Raw genomic sequence first — 23,291 nt, 5'->3', positions numbered from 1 at the left:
ACAAGGTTCTTGTTGAATGAAGAATTCTAGTACTTTGGAGCGTTTAATGGTCTTCCTAATTAATACTTTTTCATCCTGATCAACAGCAAACACTTCAAAGACATTTTTTGCTAAATCCAAGCCGATACGCATACTTTTCATGGTGGACTCCCGCTATTTAATTTATTATCTCGCCTTCAATATGGCACAAGATGCTGGGATTGGGGGAGTCCATCCCATTTTCTTAGGTGGGATGACACTACTATTCGGCTGCAAAATTCTGCCTACCAAGCGCAGTTAAATCTTCCCACCGGAAACGATCTTGCCAAGTAGTTTCATAATGCTCCTCGGGGAAGTCATCCGGTGAACGACCAGCTTTGAAATCGTCAGCACACCGTTTGGCATACTGGCTGTTTTTCTCACACCCTGGTGCCGCCGGAATGTACATCACATTGCCCCAGCCTTGTTGATGTTCGACTGGGTCCACCCCATGAATCAAATCACAGTGCCACCACACTGAGTCCCCTGCGTTAAGATCTGGAATCAAAGCTTTAGCCCTTAATAAAAGGCTGTGCCATTGCTCATCAATCGGCAGGACTTTACGGGGCGCGACACCACACAACGCCTCGTCAGCAACATCATCAAGCAAAGGACGAATCAAGAGGTACGCCATGGCCGCTGGCAATGGAATCGTGAACAATACCCCTTGATCACGTTTTATATTGCACAGCGCCGTCCAACCTTGGAAAGTTCTAAACGCCGAGCATTTGGTAGTGCCTCCCACGTACTCATCCACATCAGGACGATAAGCGGCATCCCACGGATCATATTTTTGAAAATCTCCGTTTAATATATGGCGAAAGACTTTCTGATAAGCGGGCAATAACCAACGCTCCAAGGCGCCAGAATCCGTATGGGGGCCTAAGCCATTTGAAGTGGTACCCGGTGGGCGTCGGCGCACACGATCGGGGTAAATATAATTGATGCTCGGATCAAACCACTGTTTGCCTTCGGACTCTACTTTCCAAAAGCTGTTGAGAAAGCACTGCACATGATGCATGCGCTCGCTTTGACGCGCTTCCATCTGTGGTTTTGACCAATAAATAGGAAAAATTTCAGGTCGTGATGCGTTTAACGTACCAAAGAAATCGTCCCCTGGGCCGCGGTACTGGTTGTCAAAGTCGTTGCGCTCCACATATTCCACCAGCTCCCTATCCCATTGCTTTGCTTGTTCTGAAGAGAAATGCTCTCTGACCACCACACAGCCACGGCGCTTAATCAACGCCACGGTCTCTGATGAAACCATTCCATTGGCGATATCGTGATAGGAGACCTCAGGCCAAGCACTTTTGCCCGCTTTTTGAGTGGCTTCGATGTCTTGTATGTCTTTTTCTAACGCCGAAACAATCTGCGCCATCAATTCAGGTACATCGCCAATTGATTCACGCCACTGCGCTTTCATCTCAATGATGGCCTGGGAGACGTCCTCTGGCAAAGTGTGTTTTGAAAGATGGTTTGTTGTTGTCATTGTGACCTCCAAATTAAATAAGTAAAGTTTCCTAACTTGTTAATTCAGATTAATCTCAGAGCACTATCTTGTAAAGTCATTTATTGAAAGGAATTCTTCTGTGCCGAAACACTCAGCTCATAAACCCAGTAGTTTGGCGGTCAATACGGATCGTGCGTTTGTGGCCTGTTTGCGTGAACACAGGGCTTTATCCAGAGCGGCAATTGCCACACAAACAGGCATTTCTAAGCCCACTGTTTCAGAATCGGCCCAACGTTTATTAGCTCGCGAATTGATTACTGAATGCGCTGTGAAAGATACGCAGACCTCAAAACGTCCTGCGGTTCTTTATGAGGTCAATAAAGATCGTGGCATCTCCATTGCTATCGTTCTAGAGGAAAACCGCAGCCAACTCTGTGCAACAGACTTGCAAGGCAATATTCGCCTGCTTGAGAGCAAAGCCTTTCCTAAAGGACGATCCGTGGCACAGTTTTCTGATGACTTAGTCGAGTTCATTCACTCTACAATTGAACAAACAGGTTTATCGTTGCTAGCGATCGGGCTATCCATTGCTGACCCTGTACATCCTCGTACCGGCCGTGTTGTACCAATGCCCCACTCGCCTTTTCCTACCGCGCAACATATTGATTTTATTGAACTGCTGACATCAAAATTTCAATGCTCATTAACCATCGATAACGATGTGAATTGGGCCACATTACACGAGCAACAAACGACCGGGTTAAATAATTTTCTCTACGTCTTTATGGGGCGAGGCATCGGCTGTGGTTTGTATTTTGATCAAACATTGATACGTGGCCACAACGGTATGGCCGGCGAGATCGGCTACCTAACCCTTCACAACGGTCAGAATTTGCTCGAGAGTGTCTACACTGAAGCCTTTTACGAATTGGCAAAAAACCAGCCCGAGCAGGTTCATCAAAGTGACCTCGCGGACATTGTTAAAGCGCTGCGCTCAGTATGTGAGATCACTGCACCGCAGACGATTGTTTTGGGAGGTGAGCTGTCTCAAAATGAGTGTTTTAACCAGACCCTGATCACAACAGCTCAGGCTTTCTTACCCAACACGTCCATCAAAACAAGTTACAGCCCTGAAGCAGCGTCTCTTCATGGTACCGCTCATGCTGCTCATGCATTGGCATTGATTTCACTCGGTTTGTTAGACGAACTATCCGCTTCGTCGCTTTTAGGCTTCTATAACATGATCCAAGTAAAGGATGCTGTGTAGCATGATTCAACCGACTATTTCACTGGGTGGCCTGTTTAGCGAAACGTATTTTGGTTATGTAAAATACCCCGCAGACAGCAGTTTGGGGCCACGGATTCAGCGCGGCATCGAGTTCGTTTATTTGATTTCAGGTCACATTGACATCACGGTCGATGGGAAGAAACACCGCTTGCTGCCGGGCCATATGGCGCTGATGCTACCTGGACGGCAAGAGCACTATCAATTTCACAAAGAGCAACCAACGATTCATGCTTGGTGCCAATTAGACTTTGATAAGTGTCCCAGTGACATTGTAGAGGTGTTTGCCAAACTGCCCGCGACGCTGCCCATGCCCAAAGATGTGGAAGAGTTGATGAATGTGGGACTTGGCATCACGAACTCCCAAAATTTCGCCAATCAATCAGTGTTGTTAAGACTTGCCGAAACTCTGGCGCAATATTATGTCGACATGGCAGAGCTGCCCGATCAGCGTCGACCGCAGCCTACCTCTCGTATTGTTCGTAATGCTATCCACTGCATGCAAAATCGCCTGGCTGATAACTTGCAGCTAGAGGATTTAGCCGCAGCCAGTCACTGTTCCGTCAACCACCTCATCAATCAATTCAAAGCGACGGTTGGTACGACCCCAATGCGTTATCTATGGCGCCTCAGACTTGACCGTGCTGAAAGCCTACTGCGCCACACCCCACTCTCCATCACACTCATTTCAGAGCAATGTGGCTTCGCCTCACCCTTTCATTTTTCACGTTTATTTAAACAAAGGCACGACCTCTCGCCCCGCCAATATCGCGATAGCATTTCTAAACCTGTGTGATTTCAGATAGGTTTTAATCAATATCAGCTATGTACCCTTAAGCCTGTTTCTTAGGACAATCTCCCTATGAGATTCGCCAATGACTGCCTTTGAGGTTGGCGTTTCGATACTAAAAATAACAACGACAAATTGGCCATATGCTGGCCCATTATCATTCATAGGACCATTATGACTATGCGAGATTACAGCTTAACGGGCGCATCCAGCCGCCTTGCGCAAGAACAAGGCCTGGCATCCGCCACTTGGTATCAAACCGATATTCCACGTAAAACGATGAAGGCGCTGATGAAGCGTTCGGATGGCCCCGCCATTCGCGACACGGCGATTTGGTTGCTCTGCCTCGTCTCATTCGCTGCGGCACTGTATCTGACATGGGGAACATTTTGGGCAGTTCCTGTGTTCCTATGCTACGCCTTGCTATACGGCACGGCGTCCGATTCCCGTTGGCACGAATGCAGTCATGGTACTGCGTTTAAAACCCCATGGATGAACAACAGTGTGTATTACCTTGCCAGCTTTATGGTGATACGTGAGCCCAAGGTATGGAAGTGGAGTCATGCCCGTCATCACACCGATACAATTATCGTTGGACGAGACTATGAAATAATGGGACATCGTCCAACGCGAGTATTACGCCATATCTTAGCCATGGTTGGACTGCCACAAACGTGGGGCACCTTAAAAAGTCTCGTGCGTCATGCAAGCGGACGTTTGTCCCCGGATGAGCAGAGCTTTATTCCTGAGATGGAGCACAATTCCGTATTTCGGACCGCACGTATCATGCTAGCGCTTTATGGGTTGAGTATTGGCTTAGCGGTAGGGTTTCAATCATGGTATTTAGCACTGATCATTGGCCCTCTTCCCGCTATGGCTGGTGTTTGGTTAGCCTATGTCTTTGGCCTAACTCAGCATGCTGGTCTCGCGGAAAATGTGCTCGATCATCGTCAAAACTGCCGCACTATTTATATGAATCCGGTGTTTCGTTTCTTGTACTGGAACATGAATTACCACATCGAGCATCACATGTTTCCGATGGTGCCCTATCACCAGCTACCGGCATTGCATCAATTAATGAAGGAAGATTGCCCACCGGTATACCACAGCACTTGGTCGGCATTCAAAGAAGTAGTAGCAGCCATGTGGCAACAGCGAAAAGACCCTGAACACTATGTACGTCGCGAGCTACCTCAGACACCAACAGCTGATACTGAAACCACGACCATGGCGGCTCAAACCGCTTAACCACTTACAACTCAATAGACACGTACTATTACAATAATAAGGGAGACTATTATGTCGAATTGGATCGAAGTTTGCGCCCTAGATGAAATTGACGAAGAAGATGTGGTGCCGTTTGATCACGCGGGTCACACCTATGCCATTTACCGTTGTCCGGAAGGCAATGTGTTTGCCACCAGCGGACTGTGTACCCATGAACGTATTCATCTTGCAGATGGTTTAGTGATGGATGACATCATTGAATGCCCGAAACACAATGGCCGCTTTAACTATAAAAATGGCCAAGCCCAAGGGGCGCCAGTATGCGAGCATTTAAAAACCTTTGCGACAAAAGTAGAAAACGACACCATCTACATTGAGGTAGCGCCATGAGTCAGACAATGATCATCATTGGCGCAGGGGAAGCGGGCGTTAGAGCCGCCCGTACCCTACGTCAACATAATTCGGAAATTGCGATTCACCTGTTTGAAGGTGAGCAAGGCTTGCCTTACGAACGCCCACCGCTTTCAAAAAACGCCTTATTGGATGACGCGTTCTCACGCAAGTTGATCATTTCTGCAGAGGAGTTAGCACAGCTTTCGATTCACTATCATAGTGATACCTGTGTAGAAGCGCTGTTAGCGGAGACGAAACAAATACGCTTAACGAATGGTAAGCTGTTCGGGTTTGATAAGTTACTGATCGCCACCGGTGCCAAAGCACGGACATTGCCTTTGCTGCAACAAAAGGGCTTGGATCAACACCCTTTACTGTTTTCATTGCGAAGCGCTGCTGACTGTCAGCGTATTCGTAATCAAGCCTCAGCGGGACAACATGTGGTCTTAGTCGGTGCAGGATTTATTGGTTTAGAGCTTGCGGCCAGTCTTCGCAGCAAGGGCTTAAAAGTCACTGTCCTTGAGTCTCAAGCACGTATTCTACAACGTGCCGTACCCGCCCCCATCGCAGAAGTGTTGGCGCAGTCCCATGCAGAGCACGGTGTAGATATCCGCTTAAACTGTCAGATTGAAGATATTCGGCTCAACAATGAGGTTGAAATCGACCTTGCTGGACAAACCAGCCTAAAAGCCGACTGGCTGGTGGTAGGCATTGGTGCAGAGCCAAATATTCACTTAGCCAACCACGCAGGTTTGGCCCTTGAAAATGGCATACAAGTAGATGCTGCAATGCAAACTTCCCACCCCGATATCTTCGCTGCTGGGGATGTCTGTAACTTTCTGCTCTCCCGTTATGGCACTCAAGTGCGACTGGAATCATGGCGTTGTGCCCAAGAACAGGCGGAAGTTGCTGCCCTCAACATGTTGGGAGGCGCCGTTCAATATGTGCAAGCCCCTTGGTTTTGGTCCGATCAATACGATTTAGGACTTCAATCTGTTGGCTTATCGATTAATCCGGTTACTAAGATAGAGCGTCGTTACGATGAGCAAACACGCCTGTATATTGAACTGGATTCACAACAACGAATTCTATGCGCCTGTGCCATTGGCCTAGGCAACAGTGTCGCCAAGGATATTAAGGTCATCGAGCGCCTCATTAACCAAAACAGCATAGTCGATATCACCACTTTGGGGGATGTAAACGTGCCACTTAAAAGCTTATTAAAGCGAGCTAAGGAGTGCGTATGAGTTTAGTTATATTGCAGTCCATGTGGGCAATGGAAAATATCCTGCCCAACAGTGAAACACTGCCTATGCCTGACGCCATTGCACAGATTAAAGCGCACGGCTTTCATGGTGTCACAGATCATATGATGCAACGACAGCAGGTACTGCCACTGATACGAGAATTAAAAGCCCATGGGCTAACGATGGAGGGCCAATGTTTCCCAACCAGCGTGGACGCGTTACAACCCACGCTGGATCTGGCGGCAGAATTTCGCCCCCACCATGTGACCATTCAACCGAATGTACGCACCCATGATCTCAAACAAGCTATGGATCTATTGGAAGGCTGGCAACGGTTAGCGGAGCAAATTGATGTGCCAGTTTATATTGAAACCCATCGTTACCGCTTAACCAATGATCTGCTGTTTACCCTAGAAATCCTGAAAGAACTGCCAAATTTACAGCTGCTCGGGGATCTCTCCCATTATGTGGTCGGCTATGAAATCCCCTTTGATGAAGGTGCCGATGAGGAAATCAAGCAACTGCAAAGCATTATGCGTCATTGTCATGCCTACCATGGTCGTGTTGCCAGCCGCGAGCAAGTGCAAATCCCACTCGGCTTCCCGCAGCACCAAGTATGGGTTGAGGCGTTTCGCGCCCTGTGGCGTTGGGGCTTTCAAAACTGGCTTGAACGTGCGAACAAAAATGACACTCTGTCCTTTACCTGTGAACTGGGCACACGTCCCTACGCCATCACCGGAGCAGACGGCCACGATATCAACGATCGCTGGCAAGACTCATTGCGCCTCAAGCAGATGGCGGAAGAGATCTGGCAGGAAGTGACTTCTTGAAGACTGGATACACAGAAACTGGAGGACTTTCATCTTCTTAAAGCATTTTTGCAGTCGCACAAGAATGAATAATAAGCTTATAAAGGTACAGTAAACTTTGCTTTATAAGCTTTTTAAAACACCAGCTATTTAATGTAAGAATCTATTACTTTCAAGATGACTTGCATGTCCTGTTCGCGTTCTTGAGCATCTTCTTGCTCGGCGATGTGTTCTACTAAATGCCCTTTAATCAGCTCGCGCATCACGCCATTCACCGCACCTTTTACTGCGGCCACTTGTTGTAATACGGCTTCACATTCGCCGTCTTCCTCTAGCATTTTTTTCAAACCATTCATTTGGCCTTGGATCTTACTAACACGTGCAAGCAACTTCTTTTTGTCTTTTATCGTATGCGACATAGCCAAACCTATTGATGAATGAACAGTGCCTATTGTACTGGCAAAGATAGCAGGATAATTATACTCCCCCATAGTATTTTATACTAAGAGGGAGTATAGTTTTCTCAACATTTACTTTAAAAGACTTTTCTATGGACTTTGTTTCACTTCTACAAAATGGCAATGCATGGCTCTATATCCCTAGCGCGATCCTGTTGGGGGCTTTGCATGGCTTAGAGCCTGGCCACTCAAAAACTATGATGGCGGCTTTCATTGTCGCGATTCACGGCACCGTCAAACAAGCCATTATGCTCGGATTGGCGGCGACGATTTCACATACATTGGTAGTTTGGTTGATTGCTTTAGGCGGTTTATATGTCAGTAATCAACTCACCGCCACCCATGTTGAACCATGGATTCAGTTGCTCTCAGGAGGGATTGTGTTGATCATGGGTAGCTGGATGATTTGGCGGACTCAGCGCAGTCACGCACATCATCATCATGACCATGACCATGACCATGACCACCACGATCATAGCCATGAGCCAGAAGAACTCTACTTTGATGAGCATGAGCGTGCCCATGCAATGGAAATCAAACAGCGTTTTGAAAATAAACCTGCCACTAACCTGCAGATCCTTATTTTTGGCCTAACGGGTGGGCTTATTCCATGCCCTGCCGCGGTGACAGTGCTTTTGATCTGTCTTCAATTGAAAGAAGTAGCCCTTGGTTCAACCATGGTTTTGTCTTTCAGCATAGGACTGGCTCTGACATTAGTATCGGTCGGAGTCATTGCTGCGATTGGCGCTCGTAAAGCCCAGCAACGCTGGTCAGGGCTTAATAGCATTGCAACCCGTGCGCCCTATCTATCGGGCGCACTGATCTGTGTTGTCGGCGTTTACATGTGCTGGCATGGAGCCAGCGTACTATTTTTCTAATGCGTCTTTGACTTGCTCTGCTGGTGCTTCGATCAAGGCTTTTTTACGCTTTGGTCGAAGTTCACTAAGCAATAGTCCAATCACTACCAATACGCCGCCTAGTAGTGCCATCGCAGGTAGTCGCTCCCCCGCTATACGTCCAATGATGCCAGCCCAGACAGGCTCACCCGCATAAATAATGGCAGCAGTAGAAGAATCCACACTGCGTTGTGCCCAGTTCATGGTGAGCTGAATAATGGCGCTGGCCATACTCAACCCGCCAATAATGCCCACTAACGCCCAAGAGAACTCAGGAAGCTCTGTTTCCCCGACGATTGGCATGCAGATAAAGGCAAACACCGCTGCAAAGAACAATTGTAAGATCGTGACGTTTTTAAGGTTCACGTTGGGGGCAAAGTGACTAATTAAAATAATCTCAATCGCCAGCGCGATGGTGCTGAGCGCCGTGATGATGTGACCAATATTCATAGTTTGAGAACTGGAGCCGCCGCCAGATAACACTACCAATCCCATAAATGCGACCAAGGCACCGATACAGGTCATGTAATGGGGGACCTTTTTGAACACCAGAAACAAGATAAATGGCACCAAAGGAACATACAGAGCCGTAATAAACGCCGACTCACTACTAGTAATGTATTGCATACCCACAGTCTGTGCGCCGTAGCCCCCAGTAATGGACAAACCAATGGCCATGGCCGCTATTAAGTCGGCTTTGGTGGTGCGTTTTAGCGACTGATAGGACAACAGCCCAATCGCCAAAGCGGCTACAAGAAATCGGCACGCCACAAAAAACATGGGAGAGCTTAAAGTCAGACCAAATTTCACCACCACAAACGTCCCACCCCAGACCACTGTTACCATAAGCAAAGCGGTTTTAGGGCCTATCCAACGGGCCAACCATGGCAATACTGTGTTTTGAAACATAGCTGTTCACTCTTATTGATTTGTGTAATATAGTGCACAAATTAACACTCATTCGCTTATTGTGCAATATAATGCACATGCAATTTTATGGAGTTTGCTTTGTCCGACTCACACCCTGCCGAAACTCCTGCTGTCTTGGAGTTCGTGGCTGAAAATGTAAAGCGCCTTCGTAACGAGCGCCAATTGACCCAGCAACAACTGGCCGACCAAGCTGAGGTTAGCCGCAGAATGGTGGCTTCCATTGAAAATGGTCAAGCCAACATCAGCCTCGCAAAATTAAACCAATTGGCCATGGTGCTTGGGGTAACGTTCTCTGAAATTGTTCGCCCTGCTATCGACAACACGACTCAGCCAGAGCAGATTTTGACTTGGAAAGGTGCGAAAGCGGGCAGCGAAGCCTATTTAGGTTGCTCAGTTATTGCTCAAAATGAAGTGGAATTGTGGTCTTGGAAACTTGCTGCTGGCGACTTCTACCAAGCAGAACCGGATCCGACAGGATTTTTTGAAATGCTCTACATCATTGAAGGTGTTTTGCATCTAGAGCTTAGCGATAAAACCCATGTTCTTCAGGCGGGTCAATCTATCAGCTACCCGAGTGATCAACGCTACCGCTATGTTAATCAGCAAACGTCCCCAGTTCGCTTCATTCGTAATGCGATAGTCAACCGTTAAAAAGAAAACCACCCTCACTGGTGAGAATGTGAGGGTGGTTTTTGAGTCATCCAAGAGGGCTGCCTATCGCGCTAGGCAACGTATTTTCAATCATCCTTGCCAGTATTCTGAATAAAGTCGGAGAACTTTATCCAGCATTAAGTGGTCAAGGTAATATCATGCCCGGCGTTAAGATCGAGGAACAAAAGCAGGAGCTTAGTTTACAAAAAATGGGCATTGGATTAGTTATCGCCATCGTATTTTATCTTGTCGGTGCGATACTTAGCCATTTCATCAACCTACACACTTACGCATTAATGATAATTGTAGTCGCGTTAGTCAAAGTGACAAATATCGCTCCTAAGATCATTTCAGACTCCTCCGCGCAATGGTTTAGTTTTGTGGCCAAAAACCTAACGCTCGCACAACTGTTTGGCATTGGCATCGCTTACACCAACCTAGATACGGTAATCAACGCTCTCTCTATCCATTACGTATTAATTGTTGCAGCAGTTGTTTTTGGGGCAGCCATCGGCGCCGGGCTCATTGGTCGTTTAGTCGGCTTCTACCCAATCGAGTCTGCCATCACCGCCGGTCTTTGTATGGCGAATATGGGAGGTACAGGCGATGTCGCAGTGTTATCCGCTTCTAAGCGCATGAAACTTATGCCCTTTGCGCAAATAAGCTCACGCTTAGGCGGAGCATTCGTATTGTTAATCTCCGGAGTGATTGTATCCATTCTGGTATAGCTAGCGAGCAGCACAAGCCTACGGATTCTCGTAGGCTTCTTAGCCCTCTTTTGAGGGCTCTTTTGCCAGAAAGCACGATGACATTTATGCCTATTATCTATCTTACCTGCTCAATGTTAACAATGTATGCTTGGTTTTTTATAAGCAGTCACTGGTTGTTTGGACCTTAGCCTATTATTGATAATCTGGCTTATGTACGAATTAATCTAAGCAAGGTTCGAAAGGTGTTCGGATGACTATGCTGCCTGGAAATACCTGACATTTGAATCCACTCACTAACAAGATACTTAGATAGAGCCTCAACATTTTTGCAATTTGGACTTCCCAGCATTTGCTAGACAGTAGTCTTGTCTAAAAAGTACTTTTCTTCGAACTTTGCAGGTGAAGGCCACCTATATGCTACCTAAGTCGATCAGCGCCTTGACGCTTTATCAGCGAGCATTACAGCAACGCATTCTAATTATGCCTGGCATCGTATGCTCACCTAACCCTCACTGTAAAAACTGCATTAGGGTAGCGGCCTGCTGTGAATTCAATGACAAATTTATCCATGCCTTAAAAACAATAGGCACATTAGCGTATGAACAACAGGTGTAAAGAAATCACTAATTCTAGTTCTGCGTCATTAAGAGCTTTAACATATGAAAAATCAAGATGACATTTGCAAAACATATCCCTATTGAACTCAGACATATTCGCTACTTTTTGGCGGTAGCCGATAAAAAAAACATGACCCGTGCTGCGGCTAATTTAGGCATCAAACAACCGCCGTTAAGTTAGCAAATCAAGGATTTAGAACGAGAAGTGGGCGCGGCTTTATTTCATTGCATCCCGCAAGGGGTGGAACTAACATAAGTCGGAGAAGTGTTTTACCAAGCCGTTAAAGATCTACCCACCGCAGCTCAGCATGCATTACGCATGAGTCAAAGAGCGGCAAAAGGCTTATCCGGTAGTTTACATCTCGGCTTCACTGGAACCGCTGCTCTGAATCCTAAAATCCCAGACTCCATCAAAGCCTTTCAAGCGGTGTATCCAGAGGTCGAGTTGGTAATCAAGGAAGCCATTACCTTGCAGAAGCTAGCCGCTTCCTCCTTTATCATGACCGCAAGAGAAGATGCCATCAGTCTGCATGATACGGTACTGGAAAAATGTAGGATTGCAGGATTTGATCCCTCAATCAGCCCCGCCGCGCCACAAGTCGCCTCCATACTCTCCCTTGTCGCAGCGAACCTAGGCGTGTCTCTTTTGCCTGATGCCATGCGATAGCTATCTATTGCAGGCGTTACGTTCCGATCCATTGTTGCCCCGACACCAAAGATCTGCATCGCTTTGGCTTATCGTCAACGCCAGCCAACTCCAACGACCTTAAATTTTGCGTCGATCCTTCGAAAGCTCAGCTCAGATTAATGATTAAACAGCTGCTCTAGCTCTCGTAATAACCATTGTCCGGCTTCACCAAAGTGCTGATCACGTCGCTTTATCACACCCACTTCCACAATAGTAGACTGCGGGATGTTTTGCGTGGATAAGCTAATCAGAGAATCACGATACCAAGGGGAAAGCGCTATGTGTTCTGGCACCAGCGCCCAACCGAGCCCCATGGCCACCATTTCAGAGATTTGATAATAACTGTCAATGTGCCAGTAGTTAGACGTCAGCGGTGCCGCTCGGTTTTCTCCTAATCGGTCACAAATCACCAACTGACGAAATGCTTGCAGCTGGGACAAATTAGGTTCAGCGTTTCTGCTTAATGGATGATCTTTAGCCACAATTAGGGTTTGTCTAAAATGCCCAACTGAGTGAAATTCTATTTCATCGTCTAACTGACTTGATCGGAACAATACCCCCATAGTGGCTCTACTAGATAGAACCGCGGCAGCGATATCGTTTCTGGAACCATGCGTGAGCGTTAGTTTTAAATTTGGAAATTGCTCAGCCAATCGCGCAAAAATGGTTTGAAAGCCAACGAGTGGGACCGCTTCATCTCCTGCGATGACTAGTTCAATATCTTGACCTGACGCTGCAGCCATGGCCCTAGCATTCAGTCTATCTCGCTGAGCCAGTACAAACCGAGCCTCTGTTAACATTTCCTGGCCAAAAGGCGTTAATGTCGGAGTATGCAGCGAGCGGTCGAATAATTCAGCCCCAAGATCTAACTCTAGATCAGCGATCGCAGTACTCACCCGGGATTGGGCTTTCCCAAGTTTCCGTGCTGCGGCTGAAAATGAACCTTCTGATGCGGCCATTTCAAAGATCTTTAGTTGATCAATTGTCCAATTCAAACTCTTACTCCTGCTTCACTCCATCTCTTTTTAAGATGAATGCTAACTTTGGTTCATCTTATTTTCATTTAATAATAAATGGATATCAACTTCAGGTGACAACATGGAACACGCATCTCTTTCCATCACAGGCTCTGTTCAGCGAACTTTTTGGCGGTTTGCCATCCCATCGGTAGCGGGCATGCTGGTTAATGGTCTTTATCAAGTCATTGACGGCTTGTTTGTTGGACACTTTGTCGGAGCAAGTGGACTTGCAGCCATGAATTTGGCTTGGCCAATCCTTGGTCTAATCATTGGTTTTGGGATTTTAGTGGGCATGGGGGGCGGTGCCATCATGTCTCAACAACGTGGTGCAGGTGACAACGCAAAAGCGTCCAGTAGTCTAACCGCTTCTTTATGGCTGATCCTATTACTTTCCATCGTTTCCAGTGGCTACTTAGCATTTAGTGGCAGCTATCTACTTTCCTTACAAGGCGCTGAGGCAACAGCTTATCAATGGGCGCTTGATTACATTAATGTTTTTCAATGGGGAGCCATCATGACCATTGCATCAGGGGCTCTGCCCATGCTGGTTCGCAATGATGATCGCCCCAACCTAGCTACGTTATTGCTAGGGATAGGTGCGCTACTCAATATCGTTTTAGATTATTTAATGCTCGGCTACTGGAATCTAGGCTTAAAAGGTGCGGCGATAGCTACGGTAATCTCTCAAGCCACTGTTGCTGTGTTTACTATGCTTTATTTTTGTTCAAACAAAGCCAGCATTCGCTTAGTGCTGGAGTTTATTAATTTTAAACATCTGATGCAGGTACTGAAAACAGGCAGCTCTGGACTGGTGATGTTTCTATACTTTAGTTTTATTGTTGCTGCCCACAACACATTATTACTTAAATACGGCTCCGTTGAGTATGTGAGTGCCTTCGCGATTATTAATTACATTGCCCTGCTCTATTACTTGATTGCAGAAGGATTAGCGAATGGTATTCAGCCTCCTATCAGTTATTACTATGGGGCAAAGCAGCCTAAGCACATAAAAACCACTATGACATTGGCTTTAAAAATCGTCTTAGGTCTAGGCTTATGCACCACGCTGATCGCCAACGTCTTTTCGGAGCAGTTAATCGGATTTTTTACTACTCAGCAAACTGGGCTGGTTCAAATTACGATTGAAGGCATGCGACTGCATTTGTTTGCTTTGTGCTTGGATGGTTTTCTATTTGTCGCATCGGTGTATTTCTTATCAGTTGGACAAAACCGTGAAGCCATGCTCGTCGCATTGGGAAATATCGTGATTCAAATCCCATTCCTGTTGGCCTTTCCTACAGTGTTGGGGACACAAGGAATATGGTTGGCGCTGCCACTATCCAACGTCGTGCTTAGTATTATTGTCGCACCAATATTGATAAGGTCTTTAAGTCACCGTACGGAGCCGGTCGTCGAAATCAAAACCAAACATGGACTACCCTTCTTTTAAACATCATGATTCAGAAAAGTCCAAGGAATATATGAACAAGTCAGAGAAATTTGGTCTGACTTGATTCACTCACCTGCAACGCTTTAAAAAGGTTAATTGGTAACAGTTTCCCACATTCATGGTGCTTCAAGCATTATAAACCTGTTATTTCGAGGTATTAACCTCGTGCGAACGTATCGTCTGATCACCTTGTAACAAATTTCCAAGCGTAAACAGCATCGCAAGTTTTTTGTCATTTTTAGACTGGCCTTTGTAGATAACTTTTCCGAATCCAAACTGGCATTTCAAAATTCTAAATAGGTGTTCCACTTTCGCTCTAATGCTCGCTATTATAAATTCCGTCCGGATGGGTTGCGTGTTATTACTCGGAGCTTTTCCAAGCGTTTATAAATAAAAAAAAACATCAAATATTCATGTTTAAGCTACTCCTTAGTTCCCTAAATTGCCTTATTTATTCGCATAATACTAAACACTTAATGACTTGATTATTAGTCTCTATTACAGTGCCAATTCCAACCCAACTTTGGCTTTGGACATGGCGACGAGGGTTTTAAAGCGCTTGACGTTGGGCTTTTGGAAAAACAGTTCGCGAGTTAAGTCGTTGTATTGATCCATGCTTTTGACGGCAAAAATCAGCACAAAATCCCACTCGCCAGTTACGTAGTAGCATTGCTGCACATAGGGACAATTTTCAAAATCCCGGCGGGTGGCGTCTAACTCGTGAATCTGCTCGGATTCGACTTCGATATTGGTAATAATGGTGAGACCAAAGCCTAGCGATTCTTGGTTCAGCAAGGCGGTGTATTGTTTGATCACGCCATTCTCTTTTAGCTTCTTTAAACGCCGATTGACCGCTGCTGTTGATAAATTCACCACTTCCCCCAACTCACTTTGGGGGATACGCGCATCCTTCTGAATGGCCCGCAATATCTGAAAATCAAAATTATCCACTTCAAACATAAATTTTTCCAGAAAATCGGCATAACAACGCAACAAATTTGCGTTAAGCATACCGCTTTAGAGAATTTATACCTAGTAGCTTCTTTATACTGATCCTATCGAGATCGTTTTTAAGAACAACAGAATTCTCAAGTAATAGGACGGTGAACATGACAACCCTCTCTCTGGATGCAGCAACACTGTTGCAACACATCGAAGCGCTCGGTCAAATTGGTGCTGACGCCGTACATGGCGGTCGCTCACGAATTGCTTTGACCGATGCCGAAAAGCTCGGCCGCGACCAAGTGGTGGCATGGATGACAGAGTTAGACCTCACCATTCAAATCGATGAGATCGGCAATATCTTTGGTATTTTGCCGGATCAAGAGGGCAACACGCAGCATAACGCCTTGATGATGGGCTCTCATATCGACAGTGTTTACAACGCTGGCGCGTTAGATGGTTGCTATGGAGTATTGGCAGGATTGGCGGTCACTAAAGCTTTCCGCGACCAAGGTATTCTGCCGACACGCCCTATCATTGTCGCTGCCTTTACCAACGAAGAAGGCGTGCGTTACCAACCGGATATGATGGGTTCCTTAGCTCATGCTGGCGGCCTTAGCGCCCTGCAAGTGCTCAACACCATTGGCACAGACGGCACCCGCCTTGGAGATGAATTAGCGCGCATTGGCTATCACGGCGATATGCCGTTAGGCACTTTAAAGCCAAGCCAATACCTTGAATTGCATATTGAACAGGGGCCGATTCTCGACAAAGAAGGCATTCAGATCGGTGCCGTGGCGAATCTTCAAGGCATCTCGTGGCAGAAAATCTACATCAAAGGCAAGGCCAACCATGCGGGTACGACCCCAATGTCCATGCGCCACGATGCGGGCTATGCCGCCGCGTCGATCATAACGTTTTTGCGTGAGCACACTCAGCAAAGCCCCGGCACTCTTGCCACGGTGGGCAGCATTCAATTTGAACCAAACGCTATCAATGTGATTCCCCGCGCGGCAACCATCACAGTGGATTTACGAAACCCTGATAACAAGAGCCTTTGCACAGCGGAACAAGCCCTAGCGGAACACTTAGATACGCTACGCCAAAGCGAAGGCGTAACCATTGAAAGCGAAGTCCTCGCACGCTTTGACCCCGTCATTTTCGACGAACAGTTGGTCAATGTCGTCGAACAAGCAGCCAACTCGTTGAGTATTGCCCATAAGCGTATGACCTCAGGCGCTGGACATGATGCACAGATGATCGCACGCATCGCACCATCGGCAATGATTTTCGTACCGAGCAAGGACGGCATCAGCCATAACCCGCGCGAGTTCACCAAAGACGAAGACTTGATTCAAGGGGCCAAGGTACTGCTGGCAACAGTTGAGTCACTTTTGAGCCACTAATCCCTACCCCCTATTTTTACCTTGTGATTGTATTGAGAGAAAACATGTTATTGAAAAACCCAAACGCCGCCTTTACCGCGTACCCAACGGAACTTGCCAAAGTACTGAACCAAGAAACCGCACAACAAAGTAAACAATGGCTATCAAGCTGGCCGTTGCTAAATCCACAAGGCACGCCGTTTTGGGATATGACAGGCACCGCCAAAGCGCTTGGCATTCAGTCACTTTGGATTAAAGACGAGTCGAAACGCTCGGATCTGGGTAGCTTTAAAGCACTTGGCGCACCGAATGCTCTGATCAACTTAATCTTAAAGCACTTCCCTACCCTTGATCCTAAAAAGATCTTCTTGGGTGAATACCGCGATCAGCTCGCCGAGTTTGCGGTGGTCAGCGCCACCGATGGCAACCATGGCCGAGCATTGGCCGCAGCGGCACAGGCCAGTGGTTGTCCATGTACCATCGTGATTCATGCTCAAGTGAGTCAGGAGCGCGAAGAGGCCATCGCCGCTTACGGTGCCAACATGGTGCGCATTACTGGAAACTATGACAAGTCCGTCGAAGAAGCCGATCGCATCGCCAAACAACATGGCTGGACGGTGGTATCGGATACGTCTTATGAAGGTTACACCGAGATCCCTCGCGATGTAATGCAAGGCTATGGGGTCATGGCTGCGGAAACGGTGGCACAATTGGACGCCCAACAGCAAATACCAACCCATATTATTCTTCAAGGTGGGGTTGGCGGCTTAGCAGCCGGAGTATTCAGCTACTTTTGGGAGCAATATGGCGCGAATCGCCCCATGTTTATTGTGGTCGAGCCAAGCCAAGCAGACTGCTTGTACCAAAGTGCTATTCAGGGCAAACCAGCGTCAGCGACCGGCTCAGTGGATTCAGTGATGGCAGGATTGGCCTGCGGTGAAACCTCTCAGATTGCTTGGGAGTTTTTGCAACCCAGTGTCGACTTCTTTGCCTTGATTGACGACCAAGATGCCATTGAGGCCATGAAGCAACTGGCCCATGGCGAACACGGCGACACGCCAATTGTTGGGGGTGAATCTGGTGTGGCGGGATTGGCGCTATTGAACCAACTTGCTAAACAAGATCAACTGCAAGCAATCGGTATCAACAGCGACTCTCGGGTGCTGATTTTTAACACCGAAGGTGCCACAGCCCCAGCGCTATTCCAAGAATTCACAGGCCTTACGGCACAAGAGATCGTCGCGAAACAAGTAAAGTAAATCATTGAATTAGACCATTATCCATAGGGGGATATGACATGTTTGGCATAGAAAACCTAATGCTTTTCATCATTTCTGGGCTCTTGTTAAACATGCCCCCCGGATCTGACGTTCTATATATTCTGAGTCGTTCAGCTTCAAATGGCTTCAAAGGCGGTGCCGTTGCAGCCTTAGGTATCGGCGCAGGCTGTGGTGTTCATGTGATCGGCGCAACCGTCGGTATTTCAGCGCTTATCGCTTCGTCTGCGACATTGTTCACCGTCGTAAAATGGCTGGGCGGCGCCTATCTGGTTTATATCGGTTTCAAAATGATTTTTTCTCGACAGAAGAATCTACAACAAGCGAATGTGGTTGCTGAAACCAGCCTTAAGAACATTTTTTGGCAGGGCTTTATGACGAATGCTCTGAATCCCAAAGTAGCCATTTTCTTTATTGCTTTTCTACCGCAGTTTATTTCCGCCAGTACCGATAGCTATCCACTGGCGATGCTAACTCTAGGCATTATTTTTAATGTTAATGCCACACTCTGGAACCTATGTGTTGCTTGGACGGCATCAGCCATCGCAAGCAAACTTAACCACTCAGGAATCATTAAAACTTGGCTAAATCGCTTTGCTGGATCCCTCTTCCTTTATTTTGGACTTTCTTTAGCCATTACAGAGCGTTAAGTAATCACAGATCGCAATAAGGAGTTGTGAATGTTACAGGAACAAACTTTGAAAACGCAGACGAAAGAGTGGCGTCATTATTTATAGTCAATTTAATCAAGCTAACTACGCTCATATTTGTTCAGACGCTCCGTCGTCCACCAAAGGATCAAAGCGAAGAAAAACAGCAGGTAAGGAAAGGCCGCAAACGAGATGCCTTTCAACACGATCCCCATAGTGGGTGGCACAAGGGTATTGCCAATATAAGCGGTCGCCATAGAAACGCTAATGATCGCTTGGGATGCCCGTTTGCCAAACCGAGCCGGTGTTAAATGTAGTGTGTTTGGGAACACCGGCGCACAACCTAAACCAATCAGCAATAACCCTAGATTTGGCAATAATCCCCCGATGGGCAGGAGTAATAAAACCGCACCGGCGAGGATCAACAAGGCACCGACTCGAATCATAAGGGCCTCGTTTAATCGATCTGCGATCGCCCCGCACAAAAAGCGCCCCGCGGTGATACCACCGTAATAAATGGCAACCCAAAGGGCAGCCACATCGGCGAAAGCCCCCTTTTCCGCGATCAAGAAACTGGCCGCCCATAGCCCCGCGCCAAGTTCAATGGCGCAATAGCAAAAGAACATCAGCATTTGGATTTTTACACCGGCAATAGATAAAACTGCACGGTTGCCTAGAGGGGCTGTCGATTCATCGGAATCATCTACCGTCACATCGACGGCTTTTTTCCACAGTGGTAATGCCGCGAATAAGACCACGACTAACGTGAATTGAATACCGCCTAGTAGCTGATAGCCATCGCGCCAGCCTTCTTGTATCAGAAGATAGTTCGCCATCAACAATGGACCAGACGTTGCCCCAACGCCCCAGAACGAATGCAAATAGTTCATGTGCTTTGACTCATAGTGAGTCGCCACAAAGTTGTTTAATGCAGAATCGACAGCGCCGGCACCTAAGCCCAATGGGATCGAGAGAAGCATCAATCCCAGCAGTCCGTGGCTCTGAGAAAAACCTATCAGTGCCATGGCTGTCAGCGCGACACTCCCAGCAACCACTAACCCGACTCCAAAACGTTTGATTAGCGTTACCGTCAACAGACTGGAGAGAACGGTTCCCACACTGATCAACAGCGCCACAGCGCCGGCGTACTCAACACCAACGCCCAAGTCTTGATGCATCATCGGCCACGATGCACCCAATACCGCATCCGGCAAACCCAGACTAATAAACGCAAAATAGATGATGACCAACAGTAACAACATAACTACACTCACTTCATAGAATACTAAAACGATACTCTATTTTATTAATTTCAATTATGGCCATCCCGTCAATTTCTATAATGATTCTATCGAAACCACATGCAGATTTATAAAATTGAAACAGATGAACTGGGGCGCGAAGTCACCACCCACGGCAGCCCAGATTTTCCCTGTGGCACGTATAATGAGTGGTTTTCGCTGTTTTTTAATCATGAAGTGCCGTGGCATTGGCATGAAGAGATCGAAGTGGTGCTGGTGGTATCCGGCGCAACACGGGTGCAAACCACTACCCAAGAAACCATCGTTCGTGCCGGGGAAGCGGTTTTTGTGAATAGTAATATCCTTCACCGTCTGACGAAATCTGGCGAAGAGGATTGCCATATTCTTAATGCCGTTTTTCACCCGACTTTGCTCTCTGGGCAAAGCTATAATCTAGTCTATAAAAAGCAAGTTCTGCCGCTTACACAGCACCCTGAACGTGCTCTTTTTCATTTCAAAGCAGATCAACCATGGCAGCAAGTGGTGATCTCCACACTGGGCAATGCCTTCTCTGACTGGGAGCAAAACACCGCAGATAAGGAAATGGTGTTGACCATGGCGCTCATGTTCCTGTGGCAGCAACTTTCCCGTCACACCGCGCCGGTGACAGCGCCCCAAAAGCAAAGCACCAAACAGGAACATCGCCTACATAAGGCCTTAAACTATCTGCACCAACACTTCGCCGAACCCTTATCCGTCAAAGCCGTGGCCGACGCCGCCAATATGAGTGAAAGCGAGTGTTACCGGCTCTTTCGTTCCCTACTCAATACCACTCCGATCGGCTACCTCACTGAGCACCGATTACGCCTTGCAGCGGAAACCATCAGCACCACCGACTTACCTATCGCCATGATCGCCGACAACACTGGATTCACCTGCCCGGCGTACTTTGCAAAGAAGTTTAAACAGCAGTTTGGCGTAACGCCGAAGGGGTTTAGAGCTAAATGCTAAGACGGCATATGTGCCATCAATTCGGCCATCATTTCCTGCATATTGGCGTTGCCACCCATGTCTTTGGTAAGTGCTTTACCCGCTTTTAAGGTGCTTTCTACTGCCCCCATCATAACGTCATGGATATCATCATGCCCTAAGTGTTGCACCATCATAGCCGCCGACCAGATCGCGCCGATAGGATTGGCAATGCCAAGCCCTGCAATGTCTGGTGCTGACCCATGTACGGGTTCGAACATGGACGGAAATTGACGCTCAGGGTTGATATTGGCACTTGGCGCAATGGCAATAGTGCCAGTACAGGCAGGACCAAGATCGGACAAAATATCACCAAATAGGTTAGAGCCCACTACCACGTCAAAGTGTTCCGGCTTCAACACAAAATTCGCCGTCAAAATGTCGATGTGATATTGATCCGTCTGAATCTCGGGATAATGGTTTGCCATGTTTGCAAAGCGTTTATCCCAGTATGGCATGGAATGGTAAATGCCATTGGATTTGGTTGCCGACGTGACGTGCTTTTTCTCACGCTTCATGGCCAACTCAAAAGCGTATTTCAAAATTCGGTCGGTGCCGGTACGCGTAAAGATATTCTGCTGAGTAACGATCTCGCGCTCTGTTCCTTCAAATTGAATGCCACCAATGGCGGAATACTCCCCTTCAACGTTTTCACGCACCACATAAAAATCAATATCGCCGGGCTCTTTGTGTGCAAGCGGGCACGCAATCCCGTCAAATAAACGTACTGGACGTAGGCTTACATACTGATCAAATTGACGACGAATCGGTAACAACAATCCCCAAAGAGAAACGTGATCTGGTACACCGGGGTAACCTACTGCCCCAAGGTAAATCGCGTCAAATTTTGCCAGTTGTTCAATACCGTCTTCAGGCATCATGGCGCCTTCTCGATGATAACGCTCGCATGACCAATCAAATTCTACCCACTCAAAGGTGACGTCAAAGGGCTTTGCCGCCGCTTCGACCATTTTGATCCCTTCGGGGATCACTTCCTGACCAATTCCATCTCCTGGAATAACCGCAATTCGATAATGTGACATGGCGACGACCTCAATTTAATTAGCGACAGCCCATAGTAACCTTTACAATTTGAGTTAACAGATAGCAAATTATAGTCTTGAGATTTACGAATCGTGAACAGTATTCCCCCTATTGATGATCTAAAGGTCTTTTTGGCTTTAACGCAGCAGCAATCATTTAGCAAAACAGCCAGACAAATCGGCATGTCACCAGCGTATGTGACCAAGCGCATCAAGCTGTTAGAACAACAACTGGGCGTGACGTTGCTGACGCGCACCAGCAAAATCGTGTCGCTCACACCAGAAGGTCGTATTGCAGAGAAATGGGCACGAAGTCTATTGGAGCAATCAAATCAATTTTTAGCCGAGTTAAAAAATCAGCAAAGTGAGCCAGAAGGCACGTTGCGAGTCGTGACCAGTAGTGGCTTTGGTACGCAGAAACTCGCCCCAGTTCTTTCAAAGTTGGCGCGTGATTTTCCAGCACTGTCGATTGAACTGGATCTGCTTGATCGGCCAGTGGATATTCTGGCGGAAGGCTATGACCTAGAAATCAAAGTCGGAGGCAACCCGGCGAATCACCTTATCGCCAAGCCACTGATGAAAAATCAACGCATTCTCTGTGCATCACCTGATTATCTGGCACGCCATGGCGAACCAACGACACTGGCTGAGCTGAGTCAGCACCCGCTTATCGTGATCAAAGAGCGCGACCAATTTTATCAACGCTGGAAGTTACAGCACCGAGGACACATCATCAGCCATCCGGTGTCAGGCCAACTCACCACCAACAATGGTGAAGTGGCCAAACGTTGGTGCCTTGAGGGCCACGGCATACTGTTGAGGTCAAAATGGAATGTGGAAGACGAACTTCGCGCCGGGGATCTCATTCATATCCTGCCGGATTACGACCAAGCCGCCGATGTGGTCGCGGTCTATTCCCAACGAATTGAAACATCCGCTAAGTTACGAGTGCTGATTGAGGCGTGCATTGCGTCTTGGGGGAATGGGCGCGACTTGTTAAGCACAGATAAACATTTTTAACCGATGTAATTCCATCTTAAGTGTTTCTAACCATGTATAAAGTTGTAGTACATAAGCGTGCAACCA

At 47.2% G+C, this 23,291-nt stretch carries 24 protein-coding genes and 1 pseudogene; 17 read left to right on the top strand and 8 right to left on the bottom strand.

Annotated features, from left to right (window positions below):
- Positions 1 to 241: 241 nt before the first annotated feature.
- Positions 242 to 1,507 (bottom strand): YbiU family protein, encoded by a 1,266-nt coding sequence (locus FJM67_RS11940; RefSeq protein ID WP_140589579.1) that lies wholly within the window; start codon positions 1,505 to 1,507, stop codon positions 242 to 244.
- Positions 1,508 to 1,607: 100 nt separating this feature from the next.
- On the opposite strand from FJM67_RS11940, the gene FJM67_RS11935 reads away from it, so the two are divergent.
- The 6 genes from FJM67_RS11935 (at position 1,608) to FJM67_RS11910 (ending at position 7,240) form a co-directional block, all read left to right on the top strand.
- Positions 1,608 to 2,735: an ROK family transcriptional regulator gene (locus FJM67_RS11935; protein WP_181161490.1), complete on the top strand. Its 1,128-nt coding sequence runs from the start codon at positions 1,608 to 1,610 to the stop codon at positions 2,733 to 2,735.
- Position 2,736: 1 nt separating this feature from the next.
- On the top strand, positions 2,737 to 3,549 hold the full coding sequence (locus FJM67_RS11930; RefSeq protein WP_181161489.1) for an AraC family transcriptional regulator: 813 nt from the start codon (positions 2,737 to 2,739) through the stop codon (positions 3,547 to 3,549).
- 168 nt (positions 3,550 to 3,717) lie between these two features.
- Positions 3,718 to 4,791 (top strand): fatty acid desaturase family protein, encoded by a 1,074-nt coding sequence (locus tag FJM67_RS11925; RefSeq protein ID WP_140589574.1) that lies wholly within the window; start codon positions 3,718 to 3,720, stop codon positions 4,789 to 4,791.
- A gap of 51 nt (positions 4,792 to 4,842) precedes the next feature.
- A complete protein-coding gene (locus tag FJM67_RS11920) occupies positions 4,843 to 5,160 on the top strand; it encodes a MocE family 2Fe-2S type ferredoxin (RefSeq protein WP_235890046.1) in 318 nt (105 codons plus the stop codon).
- A complete protein-coding gene (locus FJM67_RS11915) occupies positions 5,157 to 6,410 on the top strand; it encodes an NAD(P)/FAD-dependent oxidoreductase (protein ID WP_140589571.1) in 1,254 nt (417 codons plus the stop codon). The genes FJM67_RS11920 and FJM67_RS11915 overlap by 4 nt, the downstream gene beginning before the upstream one ends.
- The gene (locus FJM67_RS11910; protein WP_140589569.1) at positions 6,407 to 7,240 is read left to right on the top strand and encodes a sugar phosphate isomerase/epimerase family protein; all 834 of its coding nucleotides are present in this window, start codon (positions 6,407 to 6,409) and stop codon (positions 7,238 to 7,240) included. The genes FJM67_RS11915 and FJM67_RS11910 overlap by 4 nt, the downstream gene beginning before the upstream one ends.
- A 125-nt stretch (positions 7,241 to 7,365) precedes the next feature.
- Here FJM67_RS11910 and rcnR read toward each other — a convergent pair whose 3' ends face one another.
- A complete protein-coding gene (gene rcnR, locus FJM67_RS11905) occupies positions 7,366 to 7,638 on the bottom strand; it encodes a Ni(II)/Co(II)-binding transcriptional repressor RcnR (RefSeq protein ID WP_140589567.1) in 273 nt (90 codons plus the stop codon).
- A 131-nt stretch (positions 7,639 to 7,769) separates the two neighbouring features.
- Here rcnR and FJM67_RS11900 point away from each other — a divergent pair, with 131 nt between their 5' ends.
- Positions 7,770 to 8,555, top strand: a complete 786-nt coding sequence (locus tag FJM67_RS11900) for a nickel/cobalt efflux transporter (protein ID WP_140589565.1) — start codon at positions 7,770 to 7,772, stop codon at positions 8,553 to 8,555.
- On the opposite strand, the gene FJM67_RS11895 is transcribed toward FJM67_RS11900, so the two are convergent.
- Positions 8,544 to 9,482, bottom strand: coding sequence for a DMT family transporter (locus FJM67_RS11895; protein ID WP_140589564.1), 939 nt, complete (start codon positions 9,480 to 9,482; stop codon positions 8,544 to 8,546). The genes FJM67_RS11900 and FJM67_RS11895 overlap by 12 nt on opposite strands.
- A gap of 99 nt (positions 9,483 to 9,581) precedes the next feature.
- On the opposite strand from FJM67_RS11895, the gene FJM67_RS11890 reads away from it, so the two are divergent.
- The 4 genes from FJM67_RS11890 to FJM67_RS17660 all read left to right on the top strand — a co-directional run bounded on the left by FJM67_RS11890 (position 9,582) and on the right by FJM67_RS17660 (position 12,148).
- Positions 9,582 to 10,154: a helix-turn-helix domain-containing protein gene (locus FJM67_RS11890; RefSeq protein WP_181161488.1), complete on the top strand. Its 573-nt coding sequence runs from the start codon at positions 9,582 to 9,584 to the stop codon at positions 10,152 to 10,154.
- Between the two features lie 41 nt (positions 10,155 to 10,195).
- Positions 10,196 to 10,882 carry a 2-hydroxycarboxylate transporter family protein gene (locus FJM67_RS11885; RefSeq protein ID WP_140589561.1) on the top strand — a complete coding sequence of 229 codons (687 nt, stop codon included), beginning with the start codon at positions 10,196 to 10,198 and terminating at the stop codon, positions 10,880 to 10,882.
- Between the two features lie 654 nt (positions 10,883 to 11,536).
- Positions 11,537 to 11,662, top strand: coding sequence for a LysR family transcriptional regulator (locus tag FJM67_RS17665; protein ID WP_235890045.1), 126 nt, complete (start codon positions 11,537 to 11,539; stop codon positions 11,660 to 11,662).
- Positions 11,663 to 11,746: 84 nt separating this feature from the next.
- Complete coding sequence (locus FJM67_RS17660; protein ID WP_219845972.1) at positions 11,747 to 12,148, top strand: LysR substrate-binding domain-containing protein; 402 nt, start codon at positions 11,747 to 11,749, stop codon at positions 12,146 to 12,148.
- Between the two features lie 137 nt (positions 12,149 to 12,285).
- Here the strand turns inward: FJM67_RS17660 and FJM67_RS11875 are convergent, their stop codons facing one another.
- Positions 12,286 to 13,164 (bottom strand): LysR family transcriptional regulator, encoded by an 879-nt coding sequence (locus FJM67_RS11875; protein ID WP_140589559.1) that lies wholly within the window; start codon positions 13,162 to 13,164, stop codon positions 12,286 to 12,288.
- Between the two features lie 103 nt (positions 13,165 to 13,267).
- Between FJM67_RS11875 and FJM67_RS11870 the strand changes: the two genes are divergently transcribed.
- Positions 13,268 to 14,638, top strand: coding sequence for an MATE family efflux transporter (locus FJM67_RS11870; protein ID WP_140589557.1), 1,371 nt, complete (start codon positions 13,268 to 13,270; stop codon positions 14,636 to 14,638).
- Between the two features lie 144 nt (positions 14,639 to 14,782).
- Here FJM67_RS11870 and FJM67_RS17760 read toward each other — a convergent pair.
- A pseudogene (locus tag FJM67_RS17760) lies at positions 14,783 to 14,971 on the bottom strand (transposase); the annotation flags it as partial.
- Between the two features lie 165 nt (positions 14,972 to 15,136).
- Positions 15,137 to 15,598 carry an Lrp/AsnC family transcriptional regulator gene (locus FJM67_RS11860; protein WP_140589555.1) on the bottom strand — a complete coding sequence of 154 codons (462 nt, stop codon included), beginning with the start codon at positions 15,596 to 15,598 and terminating at the stop codon, positions 15,137 to 15,139.
- Positions 15,599 to 15,747: 149 nt separating this feature from the next.
- Here FJM67_RS11860 and FJM67_RS11855 point away from each other — a divergent pair, with 149 nt between their 5' ends.
- The 3 genes from FJM67_RS11855 to FJM67_RS11845 are packed head-to-tail and all read left to right on the top strand — an operon-like array spanning position 15,748 to position 18,892.
- Positions 15,748 to 16,986, top strand: coding sequence for a Zn-dependent hydrolase (locus FJM67_RS11855; RefSeq protein ID WP_140589554.1), 1,239 nt, complete (start codon positions 15,748 to 15,750; stop codon positions 16,984 to 16,986).
- 44 nt (positions 16,987 to 17,030) lie between these two features.
- Positions 17,031 to 18,224, top strand: a complete 1,194-nt coding sequence (locus FJM67_RS11850) for a diaminopropionate ammonia-lyase (protein ID WP_140589552.1) — start codon at positions 17,031 to 17,033, stop codon at positions 18,222 to 18,224.
- A gap of 38 nt (positions 18,225 to 18,262) precedes the next feature.
- Positions 18,263 to 18,892: a LysE family translocator gene (locus FJM67_RS11845; protein ID WP_140589550.1), complete on the top strand. Its 630-nt coding sequence runs from the start codon at positions 18,263 to 18,265 to the stop codon at positions 18,890 to 18,892.
- Between the two features lie 101 nt (positions 18,893 to 18,993).
- On the opposite strand, the gene FJM67_RS11840 is transcribed toward FJM67_RS11845, so the two are convergent.
- Positions 18,994 to 20,154, bottom strand: a complete 1,161-nt coding sequence (locus FJM67_RS11840) for an MFS transporter (protein WP_140589548.1) — start codon at positions 20,152 to 20,154, stop codon at positions 18,994 to 18,996.
- A gap of 99 nt (positions 20,155 to 20,253) precedes the next feature.
- Between FJM67_RS11840 and FJM67_RS11835 the strand changes: the two genes are divergently transcribed.
- Positions 20,254 to 21,144: an AraC family transcriptional regulator gene (locus FJM67_RS11835; RefSeq protein WP_140589547.1), complete on the top strand. Its 891-nt coding sequence runs from the start codon at positions 20,254 to 20,256 to the stop codon at positions 21,142 to 21,144.
- Here FJM67_RS11835 and FJM67_RS11830 read toward each other — a convergent pair.
- Positions 21,141 to 22,205, bottom strand: coding sequence for a tartrate dehydrogenase (locus FJM67_RS11830; RefSeq protein WP_140589545.1), 1,065 nt, complete (start codon positions 22,203 to 22,205; stop codon positions 21,141 to 21,143). The two genes, FJM67_RS11835 and FJM67_RS11830, sit on opposite strands and share 4 nt — an antisense overlap.
- Before the next feature lie 93 nt (positions 22,206 to 22,298).
- On the opposite strand from FJM67_RS11830, the gene FJM67_RS11825 reads away from it, so the two are divergent.
- On the top strand, positions 22,299 to 23,225 hold the full coding sequence (locus tag FJM67_RS11825; protein WP_140589543.1) for a LysR family transcriptional regulator: 927 nt from the start codon (positions 22,299 to 22,301) through the stop codon (positions 23,223 to 23,225).
- Positions 23,226 to 23,291: the final 66 nt, after the last annotated feature.

It is taken from the genome of Maribrevibacterium harenarium (genome assembly GCF_006385675.1).
In the GTDB taxonomy this organism is placed as follows: domain Bacteria; phylum Pseudomonadota; class Gammaproteobacteria; order Pseudomonadales; family Marinomonadaceae; genus Marinomonas; species Marinomonas harenarium.
This window is presented reverse-complemented; position numbering and strand designations above follow the sequence as displayed.